This is a genomic window from Stenotrophomonas sp. CCNWLW162, assembly GCF_037203745.1.
Taxonomy (GTDB): domain Bacteria; phylum Pseudomonadota; class Gammaproteobacteria; order Xanthomonadales; family Xanthomonadaceae; genus Stenotrophomonas; species Stenotrophomonas maltophilia_AQ.
Genome location: NZ_JBBCBL010000002.1, coordinates 642119 through 668709 on the forward strand (window position 1 = coordinate 642119; position 26591 = coordinate 668709).

The following is a 26591-nucleotide window of genomic DNA, read 5'->3' on the forward strand; positions in this document are numbered from 1 at the left end:
GCACGACCAGGTAATGGCAGAACTCAAGGAAAGACTGTCGAGAGTCGCCAGCGTCATTAACAGCAAGGCGATTCACTTTGTGGACATACCAGTTCACGGTAATGTCGGCGACATCCTAATCATGTCTGGAACATTGAAGTTTCTGAGTGACTATAATATTCGAAGAGTTCAGACGTCCGCGTACTTTAATTATTCCCCGGCTTGGGCCGAGGTTGACGTGCCCATCGTGTTTCAGGGAGGAGGCAACCTGGGAGACCTTTACGACGGCCCCCAAGAAATACGCGAGAGAATCATTTCTCGATGTCTGACAAACAGAATTGTGATCCTTCCCCAGACAATTCACTTCTCAAGCCCTGAAAAGTATGAGGCTTGCTGCGCTCTATTCTCCAAACACCCTGATCTTCACATATTCGTTCGAGACACTAAATCTGCGAATCTGGCGAGGAGAATGACGCCCAACGTCTATCTTTCACCTGATATGGCACATCAGCTTTGGCCAATGAAGACTGAGAAGCGTCCGCAATTTGACCAGCTTGCCTTTAAACGAACTGACGACGAGCGTAGCAACTCCGCGAGGGTCGATGAATCGCACTCTATCGACTGGCCAGCTCTTATTGGATGGCATGGCACAGCTGTCAGGATTTATGCAAAGATTGGAAAGCTATCGCTTCTACGCAAATCCAAGTTCGCCGCGAATATTCACAGCGAGATTTGGTGCCGATACGCCAAATATCTAGAGTCTCTCTCTGCGTCGCACTTCAGTCGATACAAGAAAGTTGAAACCGACAGACTCCACGGCCATATCCTGAGCTCACTATTGGGAATTGAGAATGTCGTCGGCGACAACTCCTATGGCAAGAATGGCGGATATATCTGTTGCTGGACTCGCTCTAGCAATTGTGTAACCTTGGCTGAGCATACAGAGCATGGCAAAGACTAATTCACAGATGGACGGAAGATCGCTGTTATGGACCTTCTGTCTCCTGCTAGTGTTGACTTCCATGGCCATCCATCAGCTGCGTTACGCGATGTACCTCATCCCGTTCGCAGCCCTGCTTGCAGTCATCTCTACCCAAAAAATCAGAGTTCCCGCCCCTGTATTACCCTTTCTTGCATACGCTTCTGCCGCTGCCCTCACAATACCATTTGGCGGGGAGCTAGGATTCAAGGACTTTTATTTCGTATTTTCCGGAATCGCGATTTCTCTTGCCTTCGCGAACCCCATTGAGTTCAGCTGGATCAAAGTTCTCCTACCGGTTGTATTTACCTCTAGTATCATCGGGGCTATCACCCTTCGCGGGTGGCACGGCCTTGAATTCGACCTACTCGACTCTTCTTCTTCTCTCGAGAGCACTGGCTCTTTTGTTTGCGGACTATTTGCCGTCGTAGCACTGGCACGCTCTCGATGGATGATCTTCATCGTCGCAACAATTGCATCGGTCCTTCTTCTGAAGCGCGCGGCCCTCCTTGGTATTGCGGTATGCGTTCCATTCGCCCTGTTACCTGAGCGGAAGGCAAAGAAGCTACTGTCCAGCCCGATCATGGTACTCGTGAACCTTGTAGCTGTTGCGTTTGCAGTAAAATACGCTGTCGGCGATCTCGATGCCGCAATCACCGCATTAACGGGAAAGTCTGCCAACGAGGTTGGCCTAGGCAGGCAGCTCCTTCAGTCGGAAGCGGCACACAGCATCGTTGGAAGTAGCCACTACATTTTCTACGGAAACGGCGTTGGGACAGCCTACGCCACTTTTCTTGGAAAGTTCGGGCAGGGAGACGCAAACATGCACTCCGATGCTCTCAAGATGATTTATGAGCTCGGGCTTGTATTTTTCCTTACCTTCATATGGCTCGGGTACCGTGCAAAGTCACTAGAAGCAAAAATGCTGTTTCTATACAGCAACTTGATATTCTACTTTGACAACACAATTATCTATTCATTCTATCTATTCTTCCTGCTTTCAATGCAAATGCTTGACCAGGACGACAGAGAGCCGAAACAAGGGAGCCACGCGCCATGCAGCCAGTAGTCTCAGTTGTCATGCCTGCGTACAATGCAGAGAAAACAATTGAGGAGGCCGTTGTCTCCATCCTCAATCAAGACCTGCGCGAAATTGAGCTGATCGTGGTGGATGATGGATCTACGGACCAGACGGGACTCGTCCTTGCTCGTTTGCAGGCTGACAGCAGACTTAGAGTATTAACGCAGAAGAACGCGGGCGTGGTCGCTGCCCTCAATGCCGGAATTGCCGTTGCAGATGGAACATTCATTGCTCGCGCGGATGCTGACGACTATTACAGCCCCAGTCGACTGAGCCTCCAGCGCTCGGTGCTTGACGCCGACCCTCGCGTTTCCCTGGTCTATACAGACTTTTTCAAGGTATATCCCGACGGAACACTCACGCCATCCACAACTCCTGACAACCATGACGATGCGATGACCTCGCTATTTAAAGGCAACTTCGTAATGCACAGCAGCGTCATGTTCCGACGAAAGGACTTCATCCAGGCAGGCGGTTATCGACCTGAGTGGAAACACATTGAAGATTGGGAGCTTTGGTTCAGACTTTCTCTTCTTGGCAGAATGGCCAGAGTTGGCGATGGAGTTTCTTTCCTTCGCGTCCACGACGGAAGCGTGTCCGCAAAGCATGAGATTTTCCAGGCAAAAGCTGGATTGAAATTGAGATGGAGCCTGATCCAGTCTCAGCGATACCCTGTTTCAAGTATGATCCATATGATTCGCCCGGCACTGAAAGTCCTCGTGGGCAAGCATGCGCTGTCCGTGGCTCGCAAAGTGCTCGGGAGGAAACGCTATCAATGAGATACATTATTTGTGATTGGGCTGCAAACCGAGGAAATCCCAAGGGCCGCTTGATATTGCTCAGCTTTCGAGCTGTCAATCTGATCAGTCGTATGCCCAAGGCCATCAGGCTCCCTTTACTTCCAGTCGTTGCTGCCTACAGAGTTGCTGTCGAATGGATGCTGGGCGTTGAAATTCCATGGAAAACAAGGATTGGTCCTGGCGCGTCGCTCTACCACGGGGTTGGCTTGGTCATCAACGATCGAGCGATTATTGGTCGCAATGTGGTACTGAGGCACTGCACTACAATTGGCGTTCGCGTTACAAGCTCGAGCTTCGATGGCATCGCCCCAGTTATTGGGGACAATGTAGACATCGGATCAAATGCAACAATTATTGGGCCAATTAAGATAGGGAACAATGTATCGATAGGCGCTGGGAGCGTCGTTATTACAGACGTTCCTGACGACTGCATCGCCGTTGGAAATCCCGCCCGGATAATCAATCGCCGGACAAGCTGAAGATGAGAGTTCTCATTGTCCACAACTATTATCAGCAGGCCGGCGGCGAAGATTCCGTGGTCAGGAACGAAGCGGAGCTGCTTCGGGCGAACGGCCATGAAGTGAAGCTTTACGCTGTCTCCAACCACTCAATCCGAGGGTTCGCATCGAAGATTGTTGCAACGTTGAATGCAATCTTCTCCATTCCCTCATACCTCAGGATACGTAGAGAGATATCTGAGTTTCGTCCTGATGTAGTTCACGTCCACAACTTCTTCCCACTTATTTCGCCATCCGTATTTTATGCCTGCCGAGCGAAGAAGGTACGATCGGTTTTCACTCTTCACAATTACCGAATTGTATGTCCGACTGCGACATTGTACTTTGATGGGAAAGTGACCGAGAGGAGCATAGACGAGGGCCCTTGGTGGACCGTGGCTCGTCGCGTGTATCGGAACTCGCTCATCGGAACTTTTTCAATTGCCGCCAGCGTCTCACTGCATCGGCGACTGGGTACGTGGGACAGGGTTGATCAGTTCATTGCGCTCACCGAGTTTGCAAAGAGCCTCTTTTCGAGAGCAGGGATACCAAGCTCCAAGATTAGAGTGAAGTCCAACTTCTCTCATCTTGAAATTGAAGAGTTCCCCGAACAGGGAGTTCGTGATGGTTATCTTTTCGTGGGTCGACTTACTGAAGACAAGGGAATACACGTGTTGCTCGAAGCGGCACGTTCCGCTGACGTAGCTGTGACAGTCATTGGTGATGGCCCGCTATCGGACATCGCTTCAGGCAACAAGCATATTAATTTCTTGGGCAAGCGAGATTCTTCGATAATCAGGTCTGAGATGAGGAAAGCCAAAGCGCTTATCGTTCCCAGCCTGTGGTACGAAGGCTTTCCGATGGTCATCGCCGAAGCGTATTCACAGGGCCTTCCCGTCTTTGCTAGTGATATCGGTGCTCTTAGCGAGTTGATAGAACCAGAAATAACGGGCGAGCTATTTAGTCCGGGGAGCCCTGATGAGCTCGCCGCTCTGTTGACAAGCTATAAAAACTCTGAGCATCGAATAGCGCGGATGAGTTCCGGCGCGCGCAGCCGTTATCTGAACTCCTACTCTCCGGAAGTAAGTCTTCGAACCCTTTTGTCCGCCTACAACTCCGAGCAGCCCCTCTAAATTGCATGGACAGCATCCATAGTGAATAACCCATCTACTACTATCGACGTTATCGGCGCACCGATCACTCGCGTCAGCTGGGATCAGTCCCTACACCGTATTCACGCTTGGAGCATGCGTCGAGACAGCAGGGTAGTCTGCATCTGCAACGCCCACTCCGTCGTAACCGCACGTCAGGACAAGGAGTTCGCAGCAGCCGTGAACTCTGCCGACATGGCAACGCCCGATGGTGCGCCGGTGGCCTGGCTCATGAGACGTCTTGGGGCTTCCGGACAGCAACGCATCAATGGTCCCGACCTGATGCTCAAGTACTGCGAGGCAGCCGCCAAGCGCGGCGAGTCCATCTACCTCTATGGTGGCGCTGAGACGACCTTGAGCATTCTCCGCGACGAGCTGCCCAAACGATTCCCTGGCTTGGTCATTGCCGGCTCGCACTCACCGCCCTTCCGCGCACTCAGCGAAGAAGAGGATGCTGCCATCGTGCGCGACATCAATGACTCTGGTGCCGGGACGATCTGGGTCAGCCTCGGCTGTCCGAAGCAGGAGAAGTGGATGGCGGCGCACCGTGGCCGCATCAATGGCGTGATGATCGGTGTCGGCGCGGCATTCGACTACCATGCGGGTGTTATCTCCCGGGCCCCCCTCTGGATGCAGAACAATGGCCTCGAATGGCTGCACAGGCTTGCGAGCGAGCCTCGTCGGCTCTGGAAGCGCTACTTCGTCACCAACACCCTCTTCATTTGGCACGCTGCGCGCCAGCTCATGACGGCGCAGTCGAAATGACCCACTTGACCGAGCTTCCACCACGGCACTTGAGTGCAGCTGACTTCAAAGCCGTCGTTCGGGACACACCCCTTGTGTCGATCGATCTTCTGGTCATGGATCCACGGCAGCGCATGCTTGTGGGGTTGCGTACCAATGAACCTGCACGCGGATTCTGGTTTGCCCCGGGTGGGCGCATCCGCAAAGGCGAGAACTTCAGCCAGGCATTCCGCAGGCTGACTTTGGCTGAGCTCGGACAATCGCTGGATATCAGCGAAGCCAACTTCGTTGGAGCGTATGAGCACTTCTACGCCGAAGACTTTACCGGCGCATCGGATGCAGGCACGCACTACGTGGTGTTGGCGTACTCCATCAGCGTGGATCCCGCGGGAATGGCTCTGCCGGAGGAACAGCATGCTGAGTACCGTTGGGTAACAGCAGAAGATGCTTTGTCCGATGCCTCGATCCACCCCAATACCCAAGCATACGCCCGCAAATAGAAAGGGCCAGCGAACGCTGGCCCTTCCATCCAGAACCTTAGGCGGCGCGCAGGCGCCCTTGATTGTCGAGGAACCAGCGATACGTCTGTTCGACGCCTTCCCGAAGCTCAATCGAAGCCTTCCAGCCCAATTCATTCAACCGTGAGACGTCCAGCAGCTTGCGCGGGGTGCCATCGGGCTTGCTGGTGTCATTGCGGATCTCGCCCTTGAAACCTGTGACGTCCTTCACCAGCTCCGCAAGCTCGCGAATGCTGATGTCATCACCGACACCAACATTGACGATGTCCGAGCCTTCGTAGGTCTCAGTCAGATAGACCGTTGCGGCTGCCATGTCGTCTACATGGAGGAACTCACGGCGTGGCGTCCCCGTACCCCACATGACGACCTCGCTGTCACCACGCTCAGCGGCTTCATGGAACTTCCGCAGAAGCGCCGGAAGCACATGCGAGTTCTGCAGATCGAAGTTGTCGCCCGGCCCATAAAGATTGGTCGGCATCAGGCTGATCGCGTTGAATCCATACTGCTTGCGATAAGCCTGGCACATCTTGATGCCCGCAATCTTTGCGATCGCATACCACTCGTTCGTAGGCTCCAGGCCTCCGGTCAGCAGCGAATCCTCGCGGATGGGCTGCTCGGCGAACTTGGGGTAGATGCACGACGAACCCAGGAAAGTCAGCTTCTTGGCGCCATGGCGGTATGCCGCGTCGATCACATTGTTCTGGATCTGCAGGTTCTCAAACAAGAATTCGGCAGGGTACGCATCGTTTGCATGGATGCCGCCTACCTTGGCCGCAGCCAGGATGACGATGGCCGGCTTCTCGGCCTCGAAGAGCGCTTCGACCGACGCGCGATCCCTGAGATCGACGCGCTCGCGCCCTGCCAGCAAGAGGTTGTCATATCCCAACGCCTGCAAACGGCGCACCACAGCACCACCCACCAGCCCCCGGTGTCCTGCGACAAAAATCTTATCGTGCTTGTCCATGCCCTTTCCGTTCAACTGCTGAGTCATGGGTCAAATTTTAGCAGACGGCCTCAACCCCATCCGGGCAGCCCGGCCTTGATGACGGGTGGGTTGAGATTTATGCGGGGAAACCAGATAGAATGCTCTCCTCACGGCCCCTTCCGGGTGTCTTGATGCTCGTCCCGGCAGGTTCCGAGGGCGAGGCTGTATACAACGCGCCCGTAGCTCAGCCGGATAGAGTAGTGGCTTCCGAAGCCATTGGTCGGGGGTTCGAATCCCTCCGGGCGCGCCATCTTCCCCTGCTCCCGTCTGCCCTTGCAGACCCGCCTCCCAGCAGGATGTCCCCAGCAACACCCAGGCTCCCAGAGCCTGACCGCCAAGCGCTTCAGCCGGCGGCACAGCGCCATGGCCGATCGACAGCGAGCCTCCGCGCGCGCCAGTCACTCAAGCCCATGCAGCGCCCGCGCCTCAGGGTCCCTCTCGACCAGATACATGTTGAACAACTGCGTCGCATCTCGCGACCAGCTTCCCTCCAGCCAGCGCCACGTCCACCTGAGGCAGCTTCCGCTCCAGGTAGTAGGTACGGCTGCCATCGCCCGAGAAGTGTCCATCCAGCAGCTGCCAGCGCGCGCCCCCCCCCCCGGGCAGCGGCTTACCATCGTTTGCGGAAGGTGGCGCAATCGGCTTCGGCCAAGGCTTTCAGCGAAATCTCGTATTCGAAGTAGACATTGCACTTGTCCAGCCAGTAATCACCGCACTGGCGGAAGCTGTCGCGGTCAATCGCAGGCAGGCGGGTCCCGGCGTGGTAGACGGCGGGCGCATCGCGCGCGATGAAATAGTGTTCGGGGATGAACTCGAAACTGGCCGCGTCGGCCTTGCGCAGCAACCGGCCCTGGTGGAAGACCTGGCCTTCGTGGATTCGCCAGAATTCGGTGCCGTAGGGGCCGACGAATCGCTGGTCAGGAAGTTCGCTGATCTTCTGCCATGGCATGGTCTGGGGCTCCGCCAGTGGTGGGGCCGCTAGTTCAATGCGGTCGGCGGGAAAAGCAGCCGAGCGTTGGCTCGGCTCTACAGGTGTCAATGCACCGATGCAGACGGCAACGCCAGGCATGTGCGGCGTTGCCGTTGATGTGCAGATCAGTACTTCCCGTCGAACGCAAAAATCGGCTTGCGCTGCTTCCACGCGCCGGCAGTAAAGTCCGGGAACTCCAGCGTCTGGAAACTATTGGCGATCGACTGCTCGCTCAGCGGGGTAATCGCACTCCAGGTCACTGCGTCGTAGATGTCGATCGGCATCGGTGCCTTGGCCTTCAGCGCTTCCACGAAGGCGTGGATGACGAACCAGTCCATGCCACCGTGGCCGGCGCTGGCGGCGGTGTCGGCGTTCTGCTTCCACAGCGGGTGCTCGTATTCGTCCTGGTACTTCTTGAACTCTTCCCACTGGTGCGGCGGGCTGCGGCCTTCGATGTGGATTGAATGGTTCACATCCATCCACAGGCCCTTGGTGCCCTGCACGCGGAAGCCCATCGAGTACGGGCGCGGCAGCGAGGTATCGTGCTGCAGCAGGATGGTCTCGCCGTTCTCGCAGGCCAGCGTGGTGGTCACGATGTCGCCCAGCTTGAACTTCACCTTGGTACTGGGATGCGTGGTGCCGCCACTCTTGGCCACGGTGTATTCGTGCAGGCCGCGCGCCTTGGTCGCGAAGGCGTTGATGTGGGTGAAGCGGTTGCCGCGATTGATGCCGGTGTACATCGCGCACGGGCCGATGCCGTGGCTGGGGTAGAGCTCACCATTGCGCTCCACCGAATGCTCGGTACGCCAGCGTGCTTCGCTCCAGCCCTTGGGGCCGAACTCCACGCCGCTGTCGTAGGGCTGGTTCGGGTCACCGGAATTGAACTTCACGCCGCGCAGGTCGTGCTGGTAGCCGGCCTGCAGGTGCACCAGCTCGCCGAACAGCCCCTGGCGCACCATCTGCAGTGCGGCCATCACATCGCGGCGGTAGCAGACGTTCTCCAGCAGCATGTACGGGGTGCCGGTACTCAGCTGGGTCTTCAACACGTCCCAGTGATCCTGCAGGGTGATGCCGGCCACCACTTCACAGCCCACTGCCACGCCAGCCTGCATCGCGGCAATCGCCATCGGCGCGTGGTACTCCCACGGCGTGGCGATGATCACGCCATCGATGCCCTTCTGTTCCAGCAGGCGCTTCCAGGCGTTGGTGTCGCGGTCCTGGCCGTAGGTCTTCGGGGCCGGTTTGCCGGCCTTGCTGACCATCTCCACGGCGCGGCCGAGCATGATCGGCTCGATATCGCAGACGGCGACAACCTCGACGTCTTCGCGGCGCACCAGTTCCTTCAGCAGCACCAGGCCACGCATGCCGGTACCGATCATGGCCAGGCGCACCTTGCGCCCGCGTGCCCATGCCGGGGTCTGCGGCAACAGGCTGCTGGCGGCGACAGCGGCACTGGCCGCAATGAATTCCCTACGCTTCATGGCAAACATCTCTCCTCTTGGCAGCGTGCCGGCCGAAGCCGGCACGCCAGATCACGCAAACGGAATTACTTGAACCGGTAACCGACAGTCACACTGTAACCACGACCGAAGATGGTCGCGTAGTCACTGGAGTCACCCAGGAAGCTGTTCGGGTCGTAGAACGGCAGGCGATTGAACAGGTTCTTGACCGTGAAGCTCAGGTTCCACGCATCATCCGGGCGCCAGGTGACGCTCATGTTGGCGGTCCACCACGACGGTGCACCATCACACTTGCTCTTCTGCAGGGCCAGGTAGCCGCCGGTGCAGGTTTCCTTGTTGTTGCTCACCTCATCAACCTGATCGGTGGCCCACTTGGTGCCGCCGACGTAGTTGACGAACATGCTGGTGGTCACCTGCTTGTAGGTCCAGTCGGCGTTGAGCGTGGCACGCAGGCGCGGGTTGTTGTAGTAGCCCACCACGTCGCCGTAGTACCAGCCGTTCTCGGCGTCCATGTAGAAGCGGTTGCGGTTGGCGATGGTGGCGGCCAGGCCGATGTTCAGGTTGCCCCAGTCACCCAGCGAGAAGCGGCTGCGCGCATCGATGTCGAAGCCGTCGATCAGGGTCTTGCCGCGGTTCTTGTACTGACCCACCACGCTGGCCACGTTGCCGGCGGAGTAGCCCGGCAGGTTCGCCGGGCAGCTCACGCCGCTGGCCGGGTCGGCACACATCGCCGCCAGCTGCGCCAGGTTGGCCCGGTCGCTGTCGGTGATTGGCGAGCGCGACGAGGAGATGATGTCTTCCATGCGGCGGTAGTCCGGCGCGACGATTTCATTGTCGCGATAGATGAACCAGTAGTCGGCCGACACCGACAGCCAGGTTGCCGGCTCGTAGACGAAGCCGAGGGTGGCGATCTTCGCTTTCTCCGGCTTCAGGTCCTTGTTCGGCTGGGTCATGCGGGCCACGGTGCGGCTGCAGTCGACGTTCAGCAGGGTCTTGCCCAGGTCGACATCACCCGGCCGCTGCGACTTCAGCAGCAGGTTGGCAATGGCGTTGGTCTCGTTGCAGCGCAGCTCGTCACGGTAGCCGCCCAGCTGCGCGAACACGCCGCCGTTGCCGGATTCGGCCAGGCTCGGTGCACGGAAGCCGGTGGAGTAGGTGCCGCGCAGCATCAGCTGATCGAACGCCTGGTACTTGAAGCCGATCTTCGGCGCGACGTTGGCGCTGAAGTTCGGGTATTTGTCCACGCGCACCGCCGCATCCAGTTCCAGCTTGTCGGTGATCGGTGCCACGGTCTCGGCAAACAGCGCGTAGGTATTGCGCTTGCCGTCGAACCACGAGCCGCCCTGCTGGGAAATCAGGCCGTTGGCCGCATCGGCGTTGCCCGGGGTGTAGAAGGTTTCGCGGCTGGCATTGAAGCCGAACGCAGCGCGCATTTCACCGGCCGGCAGCTGGAACAGCGGGCCTTCGATCTTGCCGTCGAGGGTGTGCAGGCGGGTCCACGACTGGATGTCGAAGGTCGGGAACGCTTCACGGATCAGTGCGGCGTTGGCTTCGCTGATCTCGCCGAACTTGTACGCCGGGTGGTCGGAGATGATCACGCGGCCGGTGGTCGGATCGACCGAGTACGGGCCGAACGCCTTCTCGAAGCCCTTGATGTTGACGTTGATCGTCTGGTACGTGGTGGAGTGGGTACCGGCACTGGCGAAGGCAGTCTCCCAGTTCCAGTCACCCCTGCTGCCGCGCGCACCGGCCAGCACGCGGTAGCTCTTGTCGGTGTTGCGCTGGCCGAAGTAGTTGGCGCCGGCATCCTGCAGCAGGTAGTTCAGGCCGACCACTCCGCCCATCATCGCCTTCATTTCAGGGCTTGCGTGGTTGTACTCGTTGTTCGGGCCCAGGAACGGGTACAGGAACTGGTTGACGTTGTTGCCGGTGTTGCGCGAGAACCAGCTGGTCGGGTTGCCGGTGGTAGTGCCGTAGGTGCGCGGCGTGCCGCCATTGGCGCGCAGGTCGATGTCGGTGTAGGTCGCCTCGGCGAAGATCTCGGTGCTCTCACCCACCAAGAAGGTGCCGTTGAGGTAGGCGGTGTTGCGCTCGGACTTGGCGCCGGCATCGATCTCGTTGTTCATCCAGGTTTCCCAGACGCAACGCGGACCGGCCGCTTCACTGGTCAGCACGTTCTTGCAGCCCGGTGCGGCTTCCTGCACGCGGCGGCCGGTGACCGGATCGAATGCGAAGTAGCTGCCCGGGTTGAACTCACCCGGCCTGCTGCCCACGCCCAGGCGCAGGTTGTTGAGGTAGTTCGGGTTGTTGACGTAGTACTGGTCGGGCCGCTTGTCGTAGAAATCGCTGAGCGGAATCGCATCGCGGCGGTACATGTTCACCGCGCCGTAGATGTTGAAGCGGTTCTCGGTCAGGTCGCCGAAGCCAGCGGTGATGCTGGCCTGGCGCTCGCCGTAGGAGTCGATGCGCGAGGAGGTATCGTTGGTGAAGCTGACCTCGGCACCCTGGAAGTTGCGCTTGGTGATCACGTTGATCACGCCGGCCACCGCGTCGGTGCCGTACACGGCCGAAGCGCCGTCGGTCAGCACTTCCATGCGCTCGATGGCCGCAGCCGGGATCGCATCGATGTTGACGAACTGGGTCTGGAAGCCCGCCGGCGCACCGTAGTACGACAGGCGGCGACCATTCAGCAGCACCAGCGTGCCCTGTGCACCCAGGCCGCGCAGATTGGCTTGCGAAGCACCGTCGGAACCAGTGAACAGTGAGCGCGCATCCTGCTGCGCTGGCCGCGCGGCCGGCAGGTTGTCGAGCACCTGCAGCAGCGTGCGCGCACCCATGTTCTGGATGTCCTGCTTGCTGATCACCTGCACCGGCGAGGCGGTTTCAACGTCGGTACGGCGGATGTTGGAACCGGTGACCTCGATGCGGGCCAGGTCGGTAGCCTTGTCCTTGCTCTCCTGAGCAACGGCAGGAACGGCGACCGAGAGCAGTGCGCCGGCAATGGCCAGCGTCAGCGGGGCGATGGAACGACATGGGGGGCGGTGGTGGCGTGCGGGCAACATCGGGGTTCTCTCCTGGCAAGGGTGCGGCGCGAATGGTGAATCGGCGGGCAAAACGCTCCCGGGCCACGGCCATGAGGGCCGCAGTCGGAATGGGCGGGGGGAGGAGCGGTGTTACGAGGGGGTCATGGGGCGACGAGGCTGGCGGAGTCGCCCTCCTGGCCGATCAGTACGGCGTTGGCCCAGTTGGCACAGACCTGGGCGGGTTGGCTGCCCTGCGCACCCAGCGTGCGCAGGCTCAGGGTGGAAAGGCCTCGGATATCCAGCTCCGGTTTGACCACGCCGGGAGCCTTCACCAGGCCACTGTCGTACAGCAGGCGGTTGTCACCCCAGACCTGGAACTGCAGGCCACCGGCAGTGCGGCAGGCGTCGTCGATGCCGAGGTCGGCTCGCAGCAGGTGCCAGCCGCCCTGCAGGCGCAGGTCGATGCGGCTGTTGGCGCCGACACCCAGGCCACGGCGGAACTGCAGGCCGTTCATGCGCATGCCGGCGTCGCCACGGAACGATTGGTCGGTGCGCAGCTGGCTGGCCAGCGCGGCCGGCACCGGCAGCTCGGAGAGATAGCGCTGCCGGGCCGGTCGCTCCGGTTCCTGGTGTTCGAGGATGTGGAAGGTGGACAGCGCAATCGGGCCGACGTCGCGCGGTTGCAGCGCGTCGAAGGTACGCGCACTGCCCTGTGCAGCGGTCACCATCGGATCGGTGCTGGAGGCACCGTCACCTTCAGGGTTCTGCACGCTCAGCACACGGAAACGCAGCAGGCGGCCGGCGTGGGCCGGGAAGTCGATGCGCTGCATGCCTTCCTTCAGCTGCAGGTGGCCGCGGGCAATCGGTTCACCCCACTCGCCGTTGCTGTCGCCCAGGTACACCTCGTAGTCGCGCACCTGGCCGTGCTTCCAGTTCTTGTCGTTGCGCGGCGCGATGTCGATGCCATCGATCATCTTCCGTTCGCCGAAACCGATCACCCACTCATGGGCACCGGTGCGCACGGCCTGGTTGCGCACGCTGCGGAACCAGGTGGCCGGATCATCATCGAAGGCATTTTCCAGCGCATGGCCGGGTTCTTCGGCCGGGCGGTTGACCACCAACAGGCTGTCGGCCGGCAGTTCGCGGCCCAGCACCGGTGCGGCCGGATAGGCATCGTCGGCGGCCGCTGCGGTGACGGCGAAGTCCAGCTGCAGCTGCAGCGGCTGGCGGATGTCCTGCGCCGCGGTGCGTACATGCAGGGTGCCGCGACGCTCCTTGGCATCGAAGTACCAACCCTCGCTGGCGCTGTTGAATGCGGTCGCGTCGGCCAGCGCCGGCAGCGCGCGGCCAGCGGCCTGCACCGCACGCGGCGCCTGTCGGCTGAGCACGCGCAGGCCATAGCGGCGCTGTGCCAGCTGGCCGTTGTACTGGCCCTGTACCGCATCGATCTGCACCTGCACCGGGCCACTGCCCTGTGCCGGCGCCTGCACACGGATCCGCTGCGTGCTCGATTCGCCCTGCTGGTAGCGGCGGGTGTTGCCGTCATCTTCGTACAGCGTGTACTGCGAATCACCCTGCGGGTACAGGTCGAAGGTCACTTCATCGAGCGGTTTCTCGCCGTCGAACAGCATCGACGGGTACATCGGCAGGATCGCACCGGCACGCACGAACACCGGCAGGGTGGCCAGGTCCACCTGGCGGTCCAGCTGGCGGCCATCGGCGGCGGCCTGCACGCGGCGGCCGTCCCAGTAGTCGATCCAGCCGCCGGCGGGCAGGTGGATGTCGCGGCGCCAGCCACGGCTGGCGGCCTGGCTGCGGTACACCGGTGCAACCAGCAGGTCGCGGCCGAGCAGGAACTGGTACTTGTAGGTTTCATCCTGCGCGTGCGGATCGCGCGGGTTGTCCCACATCAGGCCACGCACCGGCGGTGCACCGGTCTGCGCAGCCTCATGCACCAGCCCATACATGTACGGGGTCAGGCGCATCTTCAACTTCAGGTAATCGCGGTTGATGCTGCGGTAGGGCTCGTCGTACCACCACGGGTGCTTGCGCGCATTCGACGACCAGCCACTCATGCCCATCAGCACCGGGGTGAACGCCTTCCACTGCAGGTCGCGGGTGAAGGTCTCGGCGCTGCCGCCGAAGATCGCGTCCACATCGCCACTGGCGTAGGCCATGCCGGACAGGCCCGAACCCACCAGGGTCGGCACATGCCAGCGGATGTAGTCCCAGCTGCTGCTCTGGTCGCCGGTCCACGCCACGGCATAGCGCTGGATGCCGGCCCAGCCCATTACCGTCCACAGGAACGGGCGCGAATCGGAATTGTCGAGGATGCCGTTGAAGGCCTGGCGGTTGGCATCCATCGCGAACTGGTAGCCCTTGCCGGTCCAGGCCACGTCCAGTTTCTGCACGCGGCTGCCTGCCTTGCCTACTTCCCAGGCGATCTTGTCGACGCCGTTTTCGGTCCACAGGCCGGTGCGGAAACCGTACCCGGCCAGCCCCTTCACCGTCTCCGGCAACTGCTTGTAGCCGCAGCCATAGCCATCGTTGGGCAGGATCCAGCCGCCGGGCATGTCATTGGCGCGATACTGCTTGGCTACGCTGTCGATCACATCGGGGGTGGTGCCGGTCGGGCCGTCGCTCCAGCCCTCGGGCACGGTGCCGGGCTTCTTGCTGTTGTCGCCGTCGTTGTAGCAATCGGCATCGCCGTAGGACAGCGCCCAGCGCGCGACCATGTTCGGGCGGCCGGTCAGCTGGGTGTAGCGCTCGATCAGCTTCGGCAGATCGGCGCCAACGAAGTAGTACGCATCGAAGCGGTCTTCGCGATGCAGCAGGGTGGCCTGGTCGCTCTGCCGCAGGTCGTAGCTGCCATCGCTCCACGTATTGCGCAGCATGCCCCAGCCACGGCTGCTCAGCAGCATCGGTGCCGGGCTGGGGCGGTCGCCCTCTTCCCAACCGCCGGAATAGGACACTTCCAGCTCGCGGCCCTTGAACTGGTAACGGCCGTTCTGCTGGCCGCCACCGTAATAGCCTTCATCGGCCTGCGAGGACAGCACCTGCACGCTCTGCGCCGCATCCAGATCCAGCGGTTGCAGTTCCTGCCAGAGCGCGGTGGGCTGGCCGTTGTCCAGGCGCTCCAGGCGCAGGCGCAACGGCTGCCGCTGCACATGCAGCACCAGTGCATCGGTGCGCACGCGGATCTCCTGCGCGTCTTCTTCCAGCTGTGCCTGCACGTTGGCCTTGGGCTGTGGCAGCACGATCGGCGCGGCCTTGTCGCCGGCACCGGTCAGCTTGCCGTTGCGGCCGGCCTGCACGCGGATGATGTCGGTGGCCGGCAGTTCAATGCGGATGCGCGTGCCGTTGTCGGTCTGCAGGTCCCAGCCATTTACACCGTCGGTGCTGGCACTGGCGCTGACCGAGCGCAGGTTGCCGACCGGTGCGGCCTGGGCCGACAGGGACGCCGACAGCAGTGCCGGCAACAGGGCCAGCAGCAGTGGCGAACGACGAACGCAGATTTCCACACGGACTCCCAACCCGTTCACCGGGCGTTTCGAAAGCGGTTGGGCCGACTCTAGGGCAGCGATTCGAAAGATGTCAACAAATTGAAAGAAAAAAGGAAGATATATTCCATTGAAACGAAAGTTGTTGCGTTGCAATACTTTGTGTAAGCGCTTGCAGCTGCCTGTTAAGCATTGTGCGATACGGCATTCGGTCCTTCCTTTCGTTTTTCTGGGCACCTCGCGGTGGCAAAAGTCACTCCGCCATTTTCTTTCTTTTTACTTTCGATGTTTGACATTTCGAAAGAAAACGCAGATGGTGCGCTGGCCCAACTGGAACCTCCGAATGGACGTCACCCTGCTTTCCGATGTGTCCGCCTGGCAGCGCCGCGGCGGAGCCGATACCGCTACCGAAATCGCCCAGCAGCCTGCGCTGTGGGAAGCCCTCGCACAGGACCTGTCGCGTGCCCGCGACCGCCTGCAGGCCTTCCTTGGCGACAGCCTCAACGATCCCAACCAGCGCGTGCTGTTCACCGGCGCCGGCAGCTCAGGCTTCATCGCCGAAATGGTGGCCGATGCGATAAATGCGCAATGGCCGGCCGAGGTGCGCGTGGTGCACACCACCAGCCTGCTGACCCACCCGGCGCTGTACCTGCAGCGCGACCGCCCGACCCTGCTGGTCTCGTTCGGCCGCAGCGGCTCCAGCCCGGAGAGCGTGGCGGCGGTGGACCGCGTGCGTAGCGACGTGGATGACGCGCGCTTCCTCGACATCACCTGCAACGCCGATGGCGAACTGGCCCGTCGTGGCGCCGGCCGTGCCGATACCTGCACCCTGCTGATGCCGTCGGCCAGCTGCGACCGTGCCTTCGCCATGACCAGCAGCCTGACCTGCATGCTGCTGGCCGCGCTGACCGTGTTTGATCGTTCGCCGTGGGATGCGCGTATCGCGCGTCTGAAACAGATTGCCGTGCTGGCCCGCGAAGGCCAGGCACAGTGGGATGCACCGGTGGCGGCGCTGGCGCAGCGCCCGTTCAACCGCATCATCTACCTCGGCAGCGGCCCGCTGGAAGCGCTGGCACGCGAGTGCGCGCTGAAGGTGCTGGAACTGACCGCCGGCCGCGTGCTGGCGCTGGCCAACACGCCGCTGGGCTTCCGTCATGGCCCGAAGTCGACGCTGGATGGCAACACCCTGGTGGTGGTGCTGCGCAGCGTGCAGCCGCTGGCGCGCCGCTACGAACAGGACCTGCTGGAAGAACTGCGCCGCGATGGCGTGGCCGGCCAGGTACTGGCAATCGGCCCGCATTCGGATATCGGCGCCGATGACGAATACACCCTTACCGTACCGGCACTGGATGATCCGTGGCTGGCGCCGGTGTGGCTGGGCTTTGCGCAGCTGTTCGCGCTGCAGCGCTCGGCTGCGCTCGGGCTGACCCCCGACAATCCGTTCCCGGACGGCACCGTCAACCGCGTCGTCAAGGGCGTCACCATCCACCATGGCTGAGCTGATCGCCCACGCCTGCTACGGCATCGACATCGGCGGCACCAAGATCGAGCTGGTGGTGTGCGATGCGGCGATGCAGGTCAGCTGGCGCCGCCGCGTGGCCACCCCGCAGGGTGACTACGACGGCTTCCTGCAGGCGGTGGTGAGTTTGGTTGCTGAAGCCGATGCTGCGCTGGGTCGCAGCGATGCGGCCATCGGCATCGCCCTGCCCGGCGTGCGTGATCGTCGCAGCGGCCGCCAGCTCAGCGCCAATGTGCCTGCGCTGACCGGTCAATGCGTGGCGGCTGATCTGCAGGCACGCCTGCAGCGCCCGCTGCATTTCGGCAACGACCTGCAGTGTTTTGCGCTCTCAGAGGCGCATGGTGGCGCCGCCGATGGCTACCCCAGCATGTTCGGCGCCATCCTCGGCACCGGTGCCGGTGGCGGCTTCTGCCTGCAGGGCCGCCTGTTGTCCGGCTTCAACGGCCTGGCCGGCGAATGGGGCCACTGGAGCGTGCCGGGCCACCTGCTGCAGCGCCACGGCCTGCCGCTGATCGACTGCGCCTGCGGCCTGCAGGGCTGCGTGGAGCGCTACGTGTCCGGTAGTGGCGTGGCAATGATCGAACGCCACCTCGGTGGCAGCGCCGCCGAGGCCAGCGCAGTGATCGCACTGGCCGAAGCCGGCGATGCCCGCGCACGCAAGGCGCTGGACATCCATCGCGACCTGCTCGGCCACAGCCTGGCCGCGCTGGTGCTGGCGCTGGACCCGCACGTGATCGTGCTCGGCGGTGGTCTTTCGCAGTACGCACCGCTGTACCAGCAGTTGCCTGCGGCCATCGCCGCGCATCTGTTCAACGGCGTACAGGTACCGCCCATCGTGCCGCCACGCTTCGGCGATGCCGGTGGCGCACGTGGTGCTGCCCTGCTCGCCTGCCAACCCTCGTTTTCCTGATGTCCGGAGCTTGACCATGTCCCCGTTGCAGACCCTGCTTGCTTCCCACCGCGCCGGCCATAACGTCGGCCTGTACAGCGTCTGCTGCAGCAACGAGCAGGTGCTGCGCGCGGCCATGCACGTGGCGCTGGCGCATGGCACCGTGCTGCTGATCGAGGCCACCTCCAACCAGGTCGACCAGTTCGGCGGCTACACCGGCATGACCCCGCCGCAGTACCGCGATTACGTCGGCACGCTGGCCGATGAGGAAGGCTTCCCGCGCGAGCGCTTGATCCTCGGCGGTGACCACCTTGGCCCGAACGCCTGGCAGAAGCGCCCGGCCGCCGAAGCGATGACCCAAGCGCGCGCGCTGATCGAAGCCTACGTCGCCGCCGGTTTCCACAAGATCCACCTGGACTGCAGCATGTCCTGCGCCGATGACCCGGTGCCGCTGCCCGATGCCATCGTCGCCGCGCGTTCGGCCGAGCTGGCCGAGATCGCCGAACGCACCGCCGCCGAACACAGCCTGCCGCCGCCGGTCTACGTGATCGGTACCGAAGTGCCGATTCCCGGTGGCGAAGCCTCGCTGGCCGAAGGCCTGCAGGTCACCACGCCGGCCGCCGCCGCGCAGACCCTGGCCATCCACCAGCAGGCGTTCGACACGCCGCAGCTGCGCGATGCGTGGCAGCGCGTGATCGCGATGGTGGTGCAGCCGGGCGTGGACTTCGACCACAGCAGCGTGCACGAGTACGACGCGGCCGCCGCCAGCACGCTGGCTGATTTCCTGGAACAGCAACCGCGCATCGTGTTCGAGGCGCACTCCACCGATTACCAGCGCGAGAGTGGCCTGCACGCGCTGGTGCGCGACCACTTCGCCATCCTCAAGGTCGGCCCGGCGGCGACCTTCGCCTACCGCGAAGCGCTGTTCGCGCTGGCCGCGATCGAAGCCGAGCTGCTGCCGGCCGCGCAGTGCTCGCGCCTGCCGCAGGTACTGGACGAGGTGATGCTGGCGCAGCCGAAATACTGGCAGTCCTACTACCAGGGCGATGACGCCGCGCTGCGCCTGCTGCGCAGCTATTCCTTCAGCGACCGCTGCCGCTACTACTGGGGCGAGCCGGCGCTGGTACGGGCGGTGCAGACCCTGTTCGCCAACCTGGAACAGCATGCGCCGCCGCTGGTACTGCTCAGCCAGTATCTGCCGGAGCAGTACCGCGCCGTGCGCGAGGGCACCCTGGCCAATACGCCCACCGCGCTGGCGCAGCATCGCGTCGGCCTGTGCCTGGGCGAATACGCCCGCGCCTGCAGCGCCAACCAGGCCGGAACCCGCGCGCAGAACGCAGGTTCGGCTGCCGCCGTTCTTGCGAACGGCTAATCTCTACCTTTTCCCGCGAGACCGAGAATGGCCATGCGCAACACCCGCTCCCGCCGGCAACAGATCCTGCAACTGCTGATCGAGCACGGCTCGGTGCAGGTGGCCGATCTGGTCGAGCGCTTTGGCGTGTCGGCGGTGACCATCCGTGCCGACCTGACCCACTTCGAGTCGCAGGGCCTGGCCAACCGCACCCACGGCGGTGCCACCCTGGTGCGCACGCCGCCGCAGGAACAGGACATCCACGAGAAGGACGCGCTGAACCTGCCGCTGAAGGAATCGATCGGTGCGCGCGCCGCGCGCCTGGTGCAGCCCGGCGACAACATCATCATCGACTCCGGCTCGACAACGATGACCCTGGCCCGCCACCTGCGCGCGCATCGCGATGTAACGGTGATGACCAACGGCCTGAACATCGCTTGGGAACTGGCCAATGCGGCGGGCATTACCGTACTGCTGACCGGTGGTCTGCTGCGCCAGCAGTCGCTGTCGCTGCAGGGCAGCCAGGCCGAAGCCAGCCTCAACTCGTACAGCTTCGACACCCTGTTCCTGGGCGTGGATGGCCTGGACCTGCAGTTCGGTCTGACCACCCACGACGAGGCAGAAGCCCGCCTCAACCACCGCATGGTCGAGCGCGCGCGCCGTATCGTGGTGCTGACCGACGCCTCCAAATTCGGCCGCGTCAGCCTGCACCGCATCGCACTGCTGGATCAGATCCACGCCATCATCACCGACGCCGGCATCGACGATGCGACCCGTGAGGGGCTGCAGCGGCTGGGCATCGAAGTGATCATCGCCGAGCCCACCGCATGACCGACACCCGCACCCTGCATGGCCGCATCCTCACCCCGCTGGGCTGGCGACGCGGCTACGTCCACTTCGATTCGCAGGTGCGCCAGCTGCAGGTGGACGACCACAGCGGTGCCGATGATCTGCAGCTGCCGGTGATCCTGCCCGGCTTCATCGACCTGCATGTGCATGGCGCGGCCGGCGTGGACCTGATGCAGGGTGGCGACGTGGCCCGCACCATCGCCCGCACCCATCTGCGCTTCGGCACCACCACGTTGCTGGCAACCACCATGACCGCCGGGCTGGACGAGATCGAGCACGCGCTGCAGGGTGTGGCCGCCACCATGGCGGCACCCGATGCCGAAGCAGCCTGCATTGCCGGCGTGCATCTGGAAGGACCGTTCATCAGCCCGCAGCGTCTTGGCGCGCAGCCGAACCGCACGATCGAGGCGACGCTGGCACTGGTGCAGCAGCTGCATGCGCTGGCACCGATCCGGGTGATGACGCTGGCTCCGGAGATCGGCGAGCACACCGCGTTGATTCCCGCGCTTTCGGCAATGGGCATCCGCGTGCAGCTTGGTCACAGTGCTGGCACCTACGAGGAAGGCGTGGCCGCGCTGCAGGCCGGTGCCTCCGGCTTCACCCATCTGTTCAACGGCATGACCGGCGTCGATCACTATCGCCCCGGCATTGCGGCGGCGGCGCTGGCACATGCGCAGTACGCCGAGATCATTCCCGACCTGCAGCACATCCATCCCGGCGTGATCCGGTTGGCCGCGCGCGCGATCCCGCGCCTGTACGCGGTGACCGACGCCACCGCCGCCACCGGCATGCCCGATGGCGAGTACGCCTTGGGCGAACAGCGCGTGCACAAGTGCGGCGGCTGCGTGCGCCTGGCCACCGGTTCGCTGGCCGGCAGCGCACTGACCATGGACCAGGCGCTGCGCAATCTGGTGCAAGTGGGCCTGGACCTGGCCGACGCCTCGCAGCGTGTTTCCACGTTCCCCGCCGCGTATCTCGGCCTGGACGATCGCGGCCGCATTGCGCCCGACGCCCGCGCCGACCTGGTGGTGCTGGATGCCGAACTGCGCCTGCAGCAGGTCGTGGTGGGCGGTCAATTGATCGATCTGGACTGACACACGCCATGCGGCCCGGATGCCGCACACAAGGCGCGCAAGCGCATTGCATCAGCCACGCACCATCCCGTTAGTCCAGGAACGAGTCGATGACCGCAGCCACTGCACCTGCCGTACCCGCTTCCACCGCCCCGCGCTGGCCCGTACGTTACCTGCTCTTCATCGGCGGCCTCGGTGGCCTGCTGTACGGCATCGACATCGGCATCATCGCCGGTGCCCTGCCCTATCTTGAAGCCACCGCCAGCCACGCCTGGCAGCTCAGCAGCCAGCAGCTCGGCTTCGTCGTGGCGGCGGTGTTGCTCGGCAGCGTGTTGTCCTCGCTGTTCGCCGGCATGGTCGCCGACCTGATCGGCCGCCGCGGCGCGATGCTGCTGGCCGGCCTGCTGTTCACCGCCTCGATTCCGATCATGGCGCTGGCCTCGGGCTACACGCCGTTGCTGCTCGGCCGGCTGCTGCAGGGCATCAGTGGCGGCCTGATCGGCGTGGTGATTCCGCTGTACCTGGCCGAAGTGCTCAGCCCGGAACGACGCGGGCGCGGCGCGGCGATGTTCCAGCTGCTGCTGACCATCGGCCTGGTGTTGGCGGCCCTGATCGGCCTCTATCACGCGCATGCGGTGGATGCCGCCGCTGAAGCCGTGCGTTCGCTGCCGGTGGCACAGCAGGCGCAGGAGCTGTTTGCGGTGAAGGACCACGCCTGGCGCACCATCTTCTGGACCTGCCTGGCGCCGGGCCTGCTGTTCTGCGCCGGCATCTTCTGGCTGTCCGAGTCACCGCGCTGGCTGGTGCGCCGCGGCCGCATCGATGACGCGCGCCGCAGCCTGCAGCGCGTGCTGCCGGCTTCGGAGGTCGAGCCGACGCTCGCACAGATCCAGGCACCGGAATCGAGCAGCAGCAGCGGCAAGCGCGACCCGCTGCTCAGCCGCCGCTACGTGGTGCCGTTCCTGCTCGCGTGCGTAGTGCTGGCCTGCACCCAGGCCACCGGCATCAACTCGGTGCTGGCCTACGCGGTGAACATCCTCAACCAGGCCGGTCTGTCCGGCTCGGTGGCCAACGGCGCCGACGTGGCGATCAAGCTGCTCAACGCGGTGATGACCGTGGTCGCACTGCTGCTGGTCGACCGCAAGGGCCGCAAGTTCCTGCTGATGCTTGGCAGTGGCGGCATCTGCGTGGCCCTGCTGGCAGCGGCGACGCTGTTCTTCCAGGCCGAACGCGGTCGCACCGACGTGCAGCCGCAGCTGCAGGCGGCGGTCAGCGGCGATGGCCTGCAGCTGGTACTGGACGATACGCAGTGGCAGCGCTTGGGCGCTGGCATCGACAGCGAAGGCCGGCCGATGCAGCTGACCGTCTCCTACGCCTACGGTGACTTCACCAACGTGCGCACCCTGCGCAGCGACAACCTGATTGATCGCGAGCTGCGCATCGAGCGCGCCGGCACCGTGCAGCCGGACAGCGTGATCGGCGCGTTCTTCCGCAAACTGCGCCTGAACCCGTTCGCCGACCCGGCCGCTGCTGCGCAGGCACCGCTGCGCATCGAACAGGCCCGCATCGGCCCGGTGCCGCCGCCTGCACATGGCTGGGCGGTGGCCGCCTGCATCCTGGTGTTCGTCGCGTTCTTCGCGGTCGGTCCGGGCGTATGCGTGTGGCTGGCACTGTCGGAGCTGATGCCGAACCGTATCCGCTCCAATGGCATGAGCATCGCGCTGCTGATCAACCAGTTCGTATCCACCACCATCGCCGCCATCTTCCTGCCCACGGTGGGCCACTACGGCTACGCCAGCATGTTCGTGTTCTGGGCGGCGTGCACCTTCGTGTTCTTCCTGGTGGCTGCACTCTGGCTGCCGGAGACCAAGGGCAAGTCGCTGGAAGAGATCGAAGCGCGGTTCGCCCGGTAGCGGTCGACCTTGGTCGACCTCCGCGCGCAGCGCGGGGGTGTTGGCGCGCCCGTCATTCGCCGGTGATGTGCCTGGCCAGCTCCCGCGCTTCGGCAACGCTGGACAACCCGCTCAGCATCATCGATTCACCGAATGGCCCCTGCACGGTCGCCACCATCAGCACGCGGCCATCCACGCTGAGCGCCGCACGCTGGCCCACCAAGGCAGCGGTGCCATCGTGGATGCGCTGATGTGCCTCCGGCCGGTAGCGGATCTGCAGGCCCGGCTGCTTGCGTTCGTCCAGCACGTAGCGCACATCGGCGATGTCCGCGCTGCCGGCAATCGGCGGCTCGCGCAGGGCCAGGGTTTCGCCCTGCCACTGCACCGGCGTGCCCTTGCCGGCTGCATCGACCGCGCTCAGGCGCACATCCACTCCGGGTCGTGGCGCATGATCCTTGCCTGCCCAGGCACCGGGTGTGGCGCCCGGCATGCATCCGGTCAGGATCAACGCCATGCCCAGCAACAGCGGAAGCGCAGCCCTCACTTCAGCTTCCGCAGCTTGAATGCCACCAGCACCTGCAGCAGCCCATACAGCAGGCTGCCGATGCCGATCCACAGCGTGGTCACCGCAACGCCTGCATACGGATTGGCCGCAAACAGCAGGCCCAGCACCACCGCCAGCACGCCACTGAGGATCAGCAGCCACTCGCCCTGGATCTGCTTGCGCACGCGTATCGCGAACACGATGCGATAGATACCTGCCACCAGCAGCCACGCTGCCAGGAACAGCACCAGCACGCTGGCGGTGGCCAGCGGATTGATCACCGCCAGGATGCCGAAGCCCAGCGAGGCGATGGCATACAGCGCCAACCACCCACGCGAGGCACCGCTGCCGCCGCTGATCAGTGCGAACAGGCTGATGACACCTTCAACGATGGCCATCACGCCCAGTGTCCACGCCAGTGCCATCGCCGCGGACAGCGGCCAGCCAATGGCAACGATGCCGAAACCCAGTGCGACGAGCCCGTACAGCAGCAGGATCCACCAGCTGCGCCCAACCGCCGACAGCAAGGGAGACAAGGGGGAATTCATGGCCACTCCTTCGATCCGGAACCGGCCTCATCCTAGCCCCTGTGGATGAAGAGGACGATCACGGCGCCCGCGCGCACACCCATACGCGCACCTCTCCAACTCCCACGCAGCGCAGCGTTTCGGTAATCTCCATCACCGTACTGCCGGTGGTCATCACGTCATCGACCACCGTCAGTCGCGGTGGCACCGGACGGCGTACATCGAAGGCATCGAACAGGTTCTCCCGGCGCTGTTCGGCCGTGCGTTCGGACTGGGGCGCGGTGTGGCGCCGCCTGTACAGCCCCTGCCAGACCGGCATCGGCAGCAGGCGGCACAGTTCTGCCGCCTGGTTGTAACCGCGCTGGCGCAGGCGGCGCCCGTGCAACGGCACCGGCACCAGCGGTGGGCATGACCAGGGCGGCGGTGCCCGCTGCATCAACTGTGACAGCAGGCGACCGGCGGCGAGGTCCTGATGGAACTTGTAGCGCACCAGCAGCTGGTCGACCGGCGGCAGGTACAGCAGGCTGGCATGCGTGGCGGCCTGCGGCGGTGCTTCCTCACGGCAGGTACCGCAGACGATCAACGCGTTGTCCGGCAACGGCAGTGCACACCGCAGGCAGGCGCGGCCAGCCCAGGGCAGTCCGGCCAGGCAGGCACCGCAGAGATCGAGCCCATCGTGGCCCGGGTCACCGCAGACCAGGCAACGGAGTGGTAGCAGCACGCGAAGTGCTGCCTGCACATGGCGGCCCGCGTCGAAGAAAACAGACATGCGCTTCAGCGTGACGCAGCCGTCAGCGCGTCGCCATCGGGTGTGTCCTCAACGATCCGTAGGGGTTTTGCCGCCCACCCGCTGCCCCGATCACCTCACCGCGTTGGCGCAGGCTTCGCATCCACCCGGGTGCGATACACCATGTACGGCGTCTGCCGGCGATCAACGCCACCATTGAATCCGGCCTGCCGATGCAGCTGGTTGGCGGTGAAGTACAGGTAGCCGTCCGGTCCCATCGACAAGGTATCCGGCCACAGGATGCGCGGATCGTGCACCACGGTCGTCCATCGTCCATCCGCATCGCGGGCATGAATGGCGTTGTGCTCGTAGTCGCTCGCATACAGCCGGCCGTTGGCATCCATTTCCATCCCATCGGAGGCGCCCTTGTCGCCCAGGTCGACCACGGCCGCAGCCAACGCCGCTTCGCTTACCTTGGGGTCGCGCAGCAAGACGGTGGGCACGCTGTACAGATGACGGCTGGACAACGGGGTATAGAACAGCGTCCCGCCATCGGGCGACAAGGCAATGCCATCGGCGGCCACGGTGAACGGCTGCGTCGAACCATCCGGATTGCGCAGTCGCATCTGCTGCCCTTCCACGATCGGTACGAATGCCGGATCCGCCGATGTGGACACATGACCGACCAGGCGCTTGGACGCGGCGCCGGTGGCAAGGTCGATCACGATGATGCCGCCGATTCCGCTCAGCGACGAGTCGGTCACGTAGGCCACGCCCTCGTGGCCGACACGGAAATCGAAGCGCACATCGTTGACGTAGGTGCGCGCGTCGATGACGTTGGCCGGGAACACCAGCGTTCTGGCCACCGTATTGGTGGCCAGATCGATCGCCACCAGCTTGACGCCACCGGCCTGCGGCGCAGAGAACCCGGGCGCGGCGGTATCCAGCACCCACAACCGGCCCTGGCCATCGGCCACCACACTCTGCACGCTGATGAAGTGGGCCGTCGGATCGGGACCGTCCTTGCGGTTGATGCGCGCATCCGGATAGGGCACGGCGTGACCATCACGCCACTCGGCCACGCTGTAGGGCACCTCATCGCCCCAGCGCGGGAAGTTGACGAAGATGCGTCCGCTTTCAGACACCGCCACGCTGGTAGGCATAGCACCTTCGAAACGCGCCACCGGCTCAATGACACCGATGCTGCGTTCGCTGGGCAGCACAGGAGTGCCCGCCAGCGCCAGCGCGGGGGAACTGGCCAGGGCCAGCACGGCAGCCGCCAGGCGGCGGATACGGCAGTTGATCATGGTTGCTCTCGATGCAGGTCCGGGTGCAGCCCCGGCGTGGATGCATCTTCAGCGGCGCATCTGGCATCGGCTAGACGGTGCAACGGGAAATCAGCTTCACTGCAAAAGTGAAGATGGAAGGCGGATTGATCGCGCTGATCACAGCAATGGGCGATACCTATCGACAACGCTCGCGACGGCTGACGCTATTGGCCCGCGCGCCCTGACCGTGCATCGCTCCGGCGCG

The 26591-nt window shown here is 63.3% G+C and carries 22 protein-coding genes and 1 tRNA gene; 14 read left to right on the forward strand and 9 right to left on the reverse strand.

Translation table 11 applies throughout. The annotated features are described in order from the left end of the window. The first annotated feature begins 13 nt into the window (after positions 1 to 13). The 7 genes from V9K93_RS07940 (at position 14) to V9K93_RS07965 (ending at position 5731) form a co-directional block, all read left to right on the forward strand. Positions 14 to 940, forward strand: coding sequence for a polysaccharide pyruvyl transferase family protein (locus V9K93_RS07940; protein WP_337302327.1), 927 nt, complete (start codon positions 14 to 16; stop codon positions 938 to 940). Continuing rightward, complete coding sequence (locus tag V9K93_RS07945; protein WP_337302328.1) at positions 927 to 2027, forward strand: hypothetical protein; 1101 nt, start codon at positions 927 to 929, stop codon at positions 2025 to 2027. Before V9K93_RS07940 ends, V9K93_RS07945 begins: the two co-directional genes overlap by 14 nt. Further along, positions 2015 to 2818, forward strand: coding sequence for a glycosyltransferase family 2 protein (locus V9K93_RS07950; protein ID WP_337302329.1), 804 nt, complete (start codon positions 2015 to 2017; stop codon positions 2816 to 2818). The genes V9K93_RS07945 and V9K93_RS07950 overlap by 13 nt, the downstream gene beginning before the upstream one ends. Positions 2819 to 2976: 158 nt before the next feature. Then, a complete protein-coding gene (locus V9K93_RS20790) occupies positions 2977 to 3318 on the forward strand; it encodes a serine O-acetyltransferase (RefSeq protein WP_425513181.1) in 342 nt (113 codons plus the stop codon). 2 nt (positions 3319 to 3320) lie between these two features. Beyond that, on the forward strand, positions 3321 to 4469 hold the full coding sequence (locus V9K93_RS07955) for a glycosyltransferase (RefSeq protein ID WP_337302330.1): 1149 nt from the start codon (positions 3321 to 3323) through the stop codon (positions 4467 to 4469). Between the two features lie 21 nt (positions 4470 to 4490). Further along, a complete protein-coding gene (locus V9K93_RS07960) occupies positions 4491 to 5252 on the forward strand; it encodes a WecB/TagA/CpsF family glycosyltransferase (RefSeq protein ID WP_489686265.1) in 762 nt (253 codons plus the stop codon). Continuing rightward, the gene (locus V9K93_RS07965) at positions 5249 to 5731 is read left to right on the forward strand and encodes a GDP-mannose mannosyl hydrolase (RefSeq protein WP_337302332.1); all 483 of its coding nucleotides are present in this window, start codon (positions 5249 to 5251) and stop codon (positions 5729 to 5731) included. The genes V9K93_RS07960 and V9K93_RS07965 overlap by 4 nt, the downstream gene beginning before the upstream one ends. Before the next feature lie 37 nt (positions 5732 to 5768). On the opposite strand, the gene fcl is transcribed toward V9K93_RS07965, so the two are convergent. Further along, complete coding sequence (gene fcl, locus V9K93_RS07970) at positions 5769 to 6713, reverse strand: GDP-L-fucose synthase (RefSeq protein WP_049454049.1); 945 nt, start codon at positions 6711 to 6713, stop codon at positions 5769 to 5771. A gap of 194 nt (positions 6714 to 6907) precedes the next feature. On the opposite strand from fcl, the gene V9K93_RS07975 reads away from it, so the two are divergent. Then, positions 6908 to 6984, forward strand: a tRNA-Arg gene (locus V9K93_RS07975). Between the two features lie 360 nt (positions 6985 to 7344). Here V9K93_RS07975 and V9K93_RS07980 read toward each other — a convergent pair. The 4 genes from V9K93_RS07980 to V9K93_RS07995 all read right to left on the reverse strand — a co-directional run bounded on the left by V9K93_RS07980 (position 7345) and on the right by V9K93_RS07995 (position 15708). Then, a complete protein-coding gene (locus V9K93_RS07980) occupies positions 7345 to 7803 on the reverse strand; it encodes a DKNYY domain-containing protein (RefSeq protein ID WP_337302333.1) in 459 nt (152 codons plus the stop codon). A 26-nt stretch (positions 7804 to 7829) separates the two neighbouring features. Next, positions 7830 to 9185 carry a Gfo/Idh/MocA family protein gene (locus V9K93_RS07985; RefSeq protein WP_197616684.1) on the reverse strand — a complete coding sequence of 452 codons (1356 nt, stop codon included), beginning with the start codon at positions 9183 to 9185 and terminating at the stop codon, positions 7830 to 7832. A gap of 65 nt (positions 9186 to 9250) precedes the next feature. Next, positions 9251 to 12226, reverse strand: a complete 2976-nt coding sequence (locus V9K93_RS07990) for a TonB-dependent receptor (protein WP_337302334.1) — start codon at positions 12224 to 12226, stop codon at positions 9251 to 9253. Positions 12227 to 12348: 122 nt separating this feature from the next. Beyond that, entirely contained in the window at positions 12349 to 15708 is a 3360-nt protein-coding gene (locus tag V9K93_RS07995; protein ID WP_337302335.1) for a TIM-barrel domain-containing protein, read from the reverse strand. Between the two features lie 322 nt (positions 15709 to 16030). Between V9K93_RS07995 and V9K93_RS08000 the strand changes: the two genes are divergently transcribed. From V9K93_RS08000 to V9K93_RS08025, 6 genes are all read left to right on the forward strand, one after another. Further along, positions 16031 to 17185, forward strand: coding sequence for an SIS domain-containing protein (locus V9K93_RS08000; protein ID WP_337302336.1), 1155 nt, complete (start codon positions 16031 to 16033; stop codon positions 17183 to 17185). Then, complete coding sequence (locus V9K93_RS08005; RefSeq protein ID WP_295380142.1) at positions 17178 to 18116, forward strand: ROK family protein; 939 nt, start codon at positions 17178 to 17180, stop codon at positions 18114 to 18116. Before V9K93_RS08000 ends, V9K93_RS08005 begins: the two co-directional genes overlap by 8 nt. Positions 18117 to 18132: 16 nt before the next feature. Next, complete coding sequence (locus V9K93_RS08010) at positions 18133 to 19467, forward strand: D-tagatose-bisphosphate aldolase, class II, non-catalytic subunit (RefSeq protein WP_337302337.1); 1335 nt, start codon at positions 18133 to 18135, stop codon at positions 19465 to 19467. Positions 19468 to 19500: 33 nt separating this feature from the next. Beyond that, positions 19501 to 20277, forward strand: coding sequence for a DeoR family transcriptional regulator (locus tag V9K93_RS08015; RefSeq protein ID WP_014038836.1), 777 nt, complete (start codon positions 19501 to 19503; stop codon positions 20275 to 20277). Next, positions 20274 to 21389, forward strand: coding sequence for an N-acetylglucosamine-6-phosphate deacetylase (gene nagA, locus V9K93_RS08020; RefSeq protein ID WP_337302338.1), 1116 nt, complete (start codon positions 20274 to 20276; stop codon positions 21387 to 21389). The genes V9K93_RS08015 and nagA overlap by 4 nt, the downstream gene beginning before the upstream one ends. A gap of 89 nt (positions 21390 to 21478) precedes the next feature. Further along, on the forward strand, positions 21479 to 23281 hold the full coding sequence (locus tag V9K93_RS08025; RefSeq protein ID WP_337302339.1) for an MFS transporter: 1803 nt from the start codon (positions 21479 to 21481) through the stop codon (positions 23279 to 23281). 52 nt (positions 23282 to 23333) lie between these two features. On the opposite strand, the gene V9K93_RS08030 is transcribed toward V9K93_RS08025, so the two are convergent. From V9K93_RS08030 to V9K93_RS08045, 4 genes are all read right to left on the reverse strand, one after another. Then, positions 23334 to 23804, reverse strand: coding sequence for a SecDF P1 head subdomain-containing protein (locus V9K93_RS08030; RefSeq protein WP_136639182.1), 471 nt, complete (start codon positions 23802 to 23804; stop codon positions 23334 to 23336). Further along, entirely contained in the window at positions 23801 to 24352 is a 552-nt protein-coding gene (locus V9K93_RS08035; RefSeq protein ID WP_021203354.1) for an HdeD family acid-resistance protein, read from the reverse strand. The genes V9K93_RS08030 and V9K93_RS08035 overlap by 4 nt, the downstream gene beginning before the upstream one ends. A gap of 58 nt (positions 24353 to 24410) precedes the next feature. After that, a complete protein-coding gene (locus V9K93_RS08040; protein ID WP_295380157.1) occupies positions 24411 to 25100 on the reverse strand; it encodes a ComF family protein in 690 nt (229 codons plus the stop codon). A gap of 95 nt (positions 25101 to 25195) precedes the next feature. Further along, positions 25196 to 26365 carry an L-dopachrome tautomerase-related protein gene (locus V9K93_RS08045; protein WP_136639184.1) on the reverse strand — a complete coding sequence of 390 codons (1170 nt, stop codon included), beginning with the start codon at positions 26363 to 26365 and terminating at the stop codon, positions 25196 to 25198. Between the last annotated feature and the right edge of the window lie 226 nt (positions 26366 to 26591).

What these genes read in the sequence shown, in the direction of transcription:
- V9K93_RS07940 (WP_337302327.1), top strand. Translation starts at nt 14, where the DNA reads ATGGCAGAACTCAAGGAAAGACTGTCGAGAGTCGCCAGCGTCATTAAC.
- V9K93_RS07945 (WP_337302328.1), top strand. Translation starts at nt 927, where the DNA reads ATGGCAAAGACTAATTCACAGATGGACGGAAGATCGCTGTTATGGACC.
- V9K93_RS07950 (WP_337302329.1), top strand. Translation starts at nt 2,015, where the DNA reads ATGCAGCCAGTAGTCTCAGTTGTCATGCCTGCGTACAATGCAGAGAAA.
- V9K93_RS20790 (WP_425513181.1), top strand. Translation starts at nt 2,977, where the DNA reads ATGCTGGGCGTTGAAATTCCATGGAAAACAAGGATTGGTCCTGGCGCG.
- V9K93_RS07955 (WP_337302330.1), top strand. Translation starts at nt 3,321, where the DNA reads ATGAGAGTTCTCATTGTCCACAACTATTATCAGCAGGCCGGCGGCGAA.
- V9K93_RS07965 (WP_337302332.1), top strand. Translation starts at nt 5,249, where the DNA reads ATGACCCACTTGACCGAGCTTCCACCACGGCACTTGAGTGCAGCTGAC.
- fcl (WP_049454049.1), bottom strand. Translation starts at nt 6,713, where the DNA reads ATGGACAAGCACGATAAGATTTTTGTCGCAGGACACCGGGGGCTGGTG.
- V9K93_RS07980 (WP_337302333.1), bottom strand. Translation starts at nt 7,803, where the DNA reads ATGCCTGGCGTTGCCGTCTGCATCGGTGCATTGACACCTGTAGAGCCG.
- V9K93_RS07985 (WP_197616684.1), bottom strand. Translation starts at nt 9,185, where the DNA reads ATGAAGCGTAGGGAATTCATTGCGGCCAGTGCCGCTGTCGCCGCCAGC.
- V9K93_RS07990 (WP_337302334.1), bottom strand. Translation starts at nt 12,226, where the DNA reads ATGTTGCCCGCACGCCACCACCGCCCCCCATGTCGTTCCATCGCCCCG.
- V9K93_RS08000 (WP_337302336.1), top strand. Translation starts at nt 16,031, where the DNA reads ATGGACGTCACCCTGCTTTCCGATGTGTCCGCCTGGCAGCGCCGCGGC.
- V9K93_RS08005 (WP_295380142.1), top strand. Translation starts at nt 17,178, where the DNA reads ATGGCTGAGCTGATCGCCCACGCCTGCTACGGCATCGACATCGGCGGC.
- V9K93_RS08010 (WP_337302337.1), top strand. Translation starts at nt 18,133, where the DNA reads ATGTCCCCGTTGCAGACCCTGCTTGCTTCCCACCGCGCCGGCCATAAC.
- V9K93_RS08015 (WP_014038836.1), top strand. Translation starts at nt 19,501, where the DNA reads ATGCGCAACACCCGCTCCCGCCGGCAACAGATCCTGCAACTGCTGATC.
- nagA (WP_337302338.1), top strand. Translation starts at nt 20,274, where the DNA reads ATGACCGACACCCGCACCCTGCATGGCCGCATCCTCACCCCGCTGGGC.
- V9K93_RS08025 (WP_337302339.1), top strand. Translation starts at nt 21,479, where the DNA reads ATGACCGCAGCCACTGCACCTGCCGTACCCGCTTCCACCGCCCCGCGC.
- V9K93_RS08035 (WP_021203354.1), bottom strand. Translation starts at nt 24,352, where the DNA reads ATGAATTCCCCCTTGTCTCCCTTGCTGTCGGCGGTTGGGCGCAGCTGG.
- V9K93_RS08040 (WP_295380157.1), bottom strand. Translation starts at nt 25,100, where the DNA reads ATGTCTGTTTTCTTCGACGCGGGCCGCCATGTGCAGGCAGCACTTCGC.
- V9K93_RS08045 (WP_136639184.1), bottom strand. Translation starts at nt 26,365, where the DNA reads ATGATCAACTGCCGTATCCGCCGCCTGGCGGCTGCCGTGCTGGCCCTG.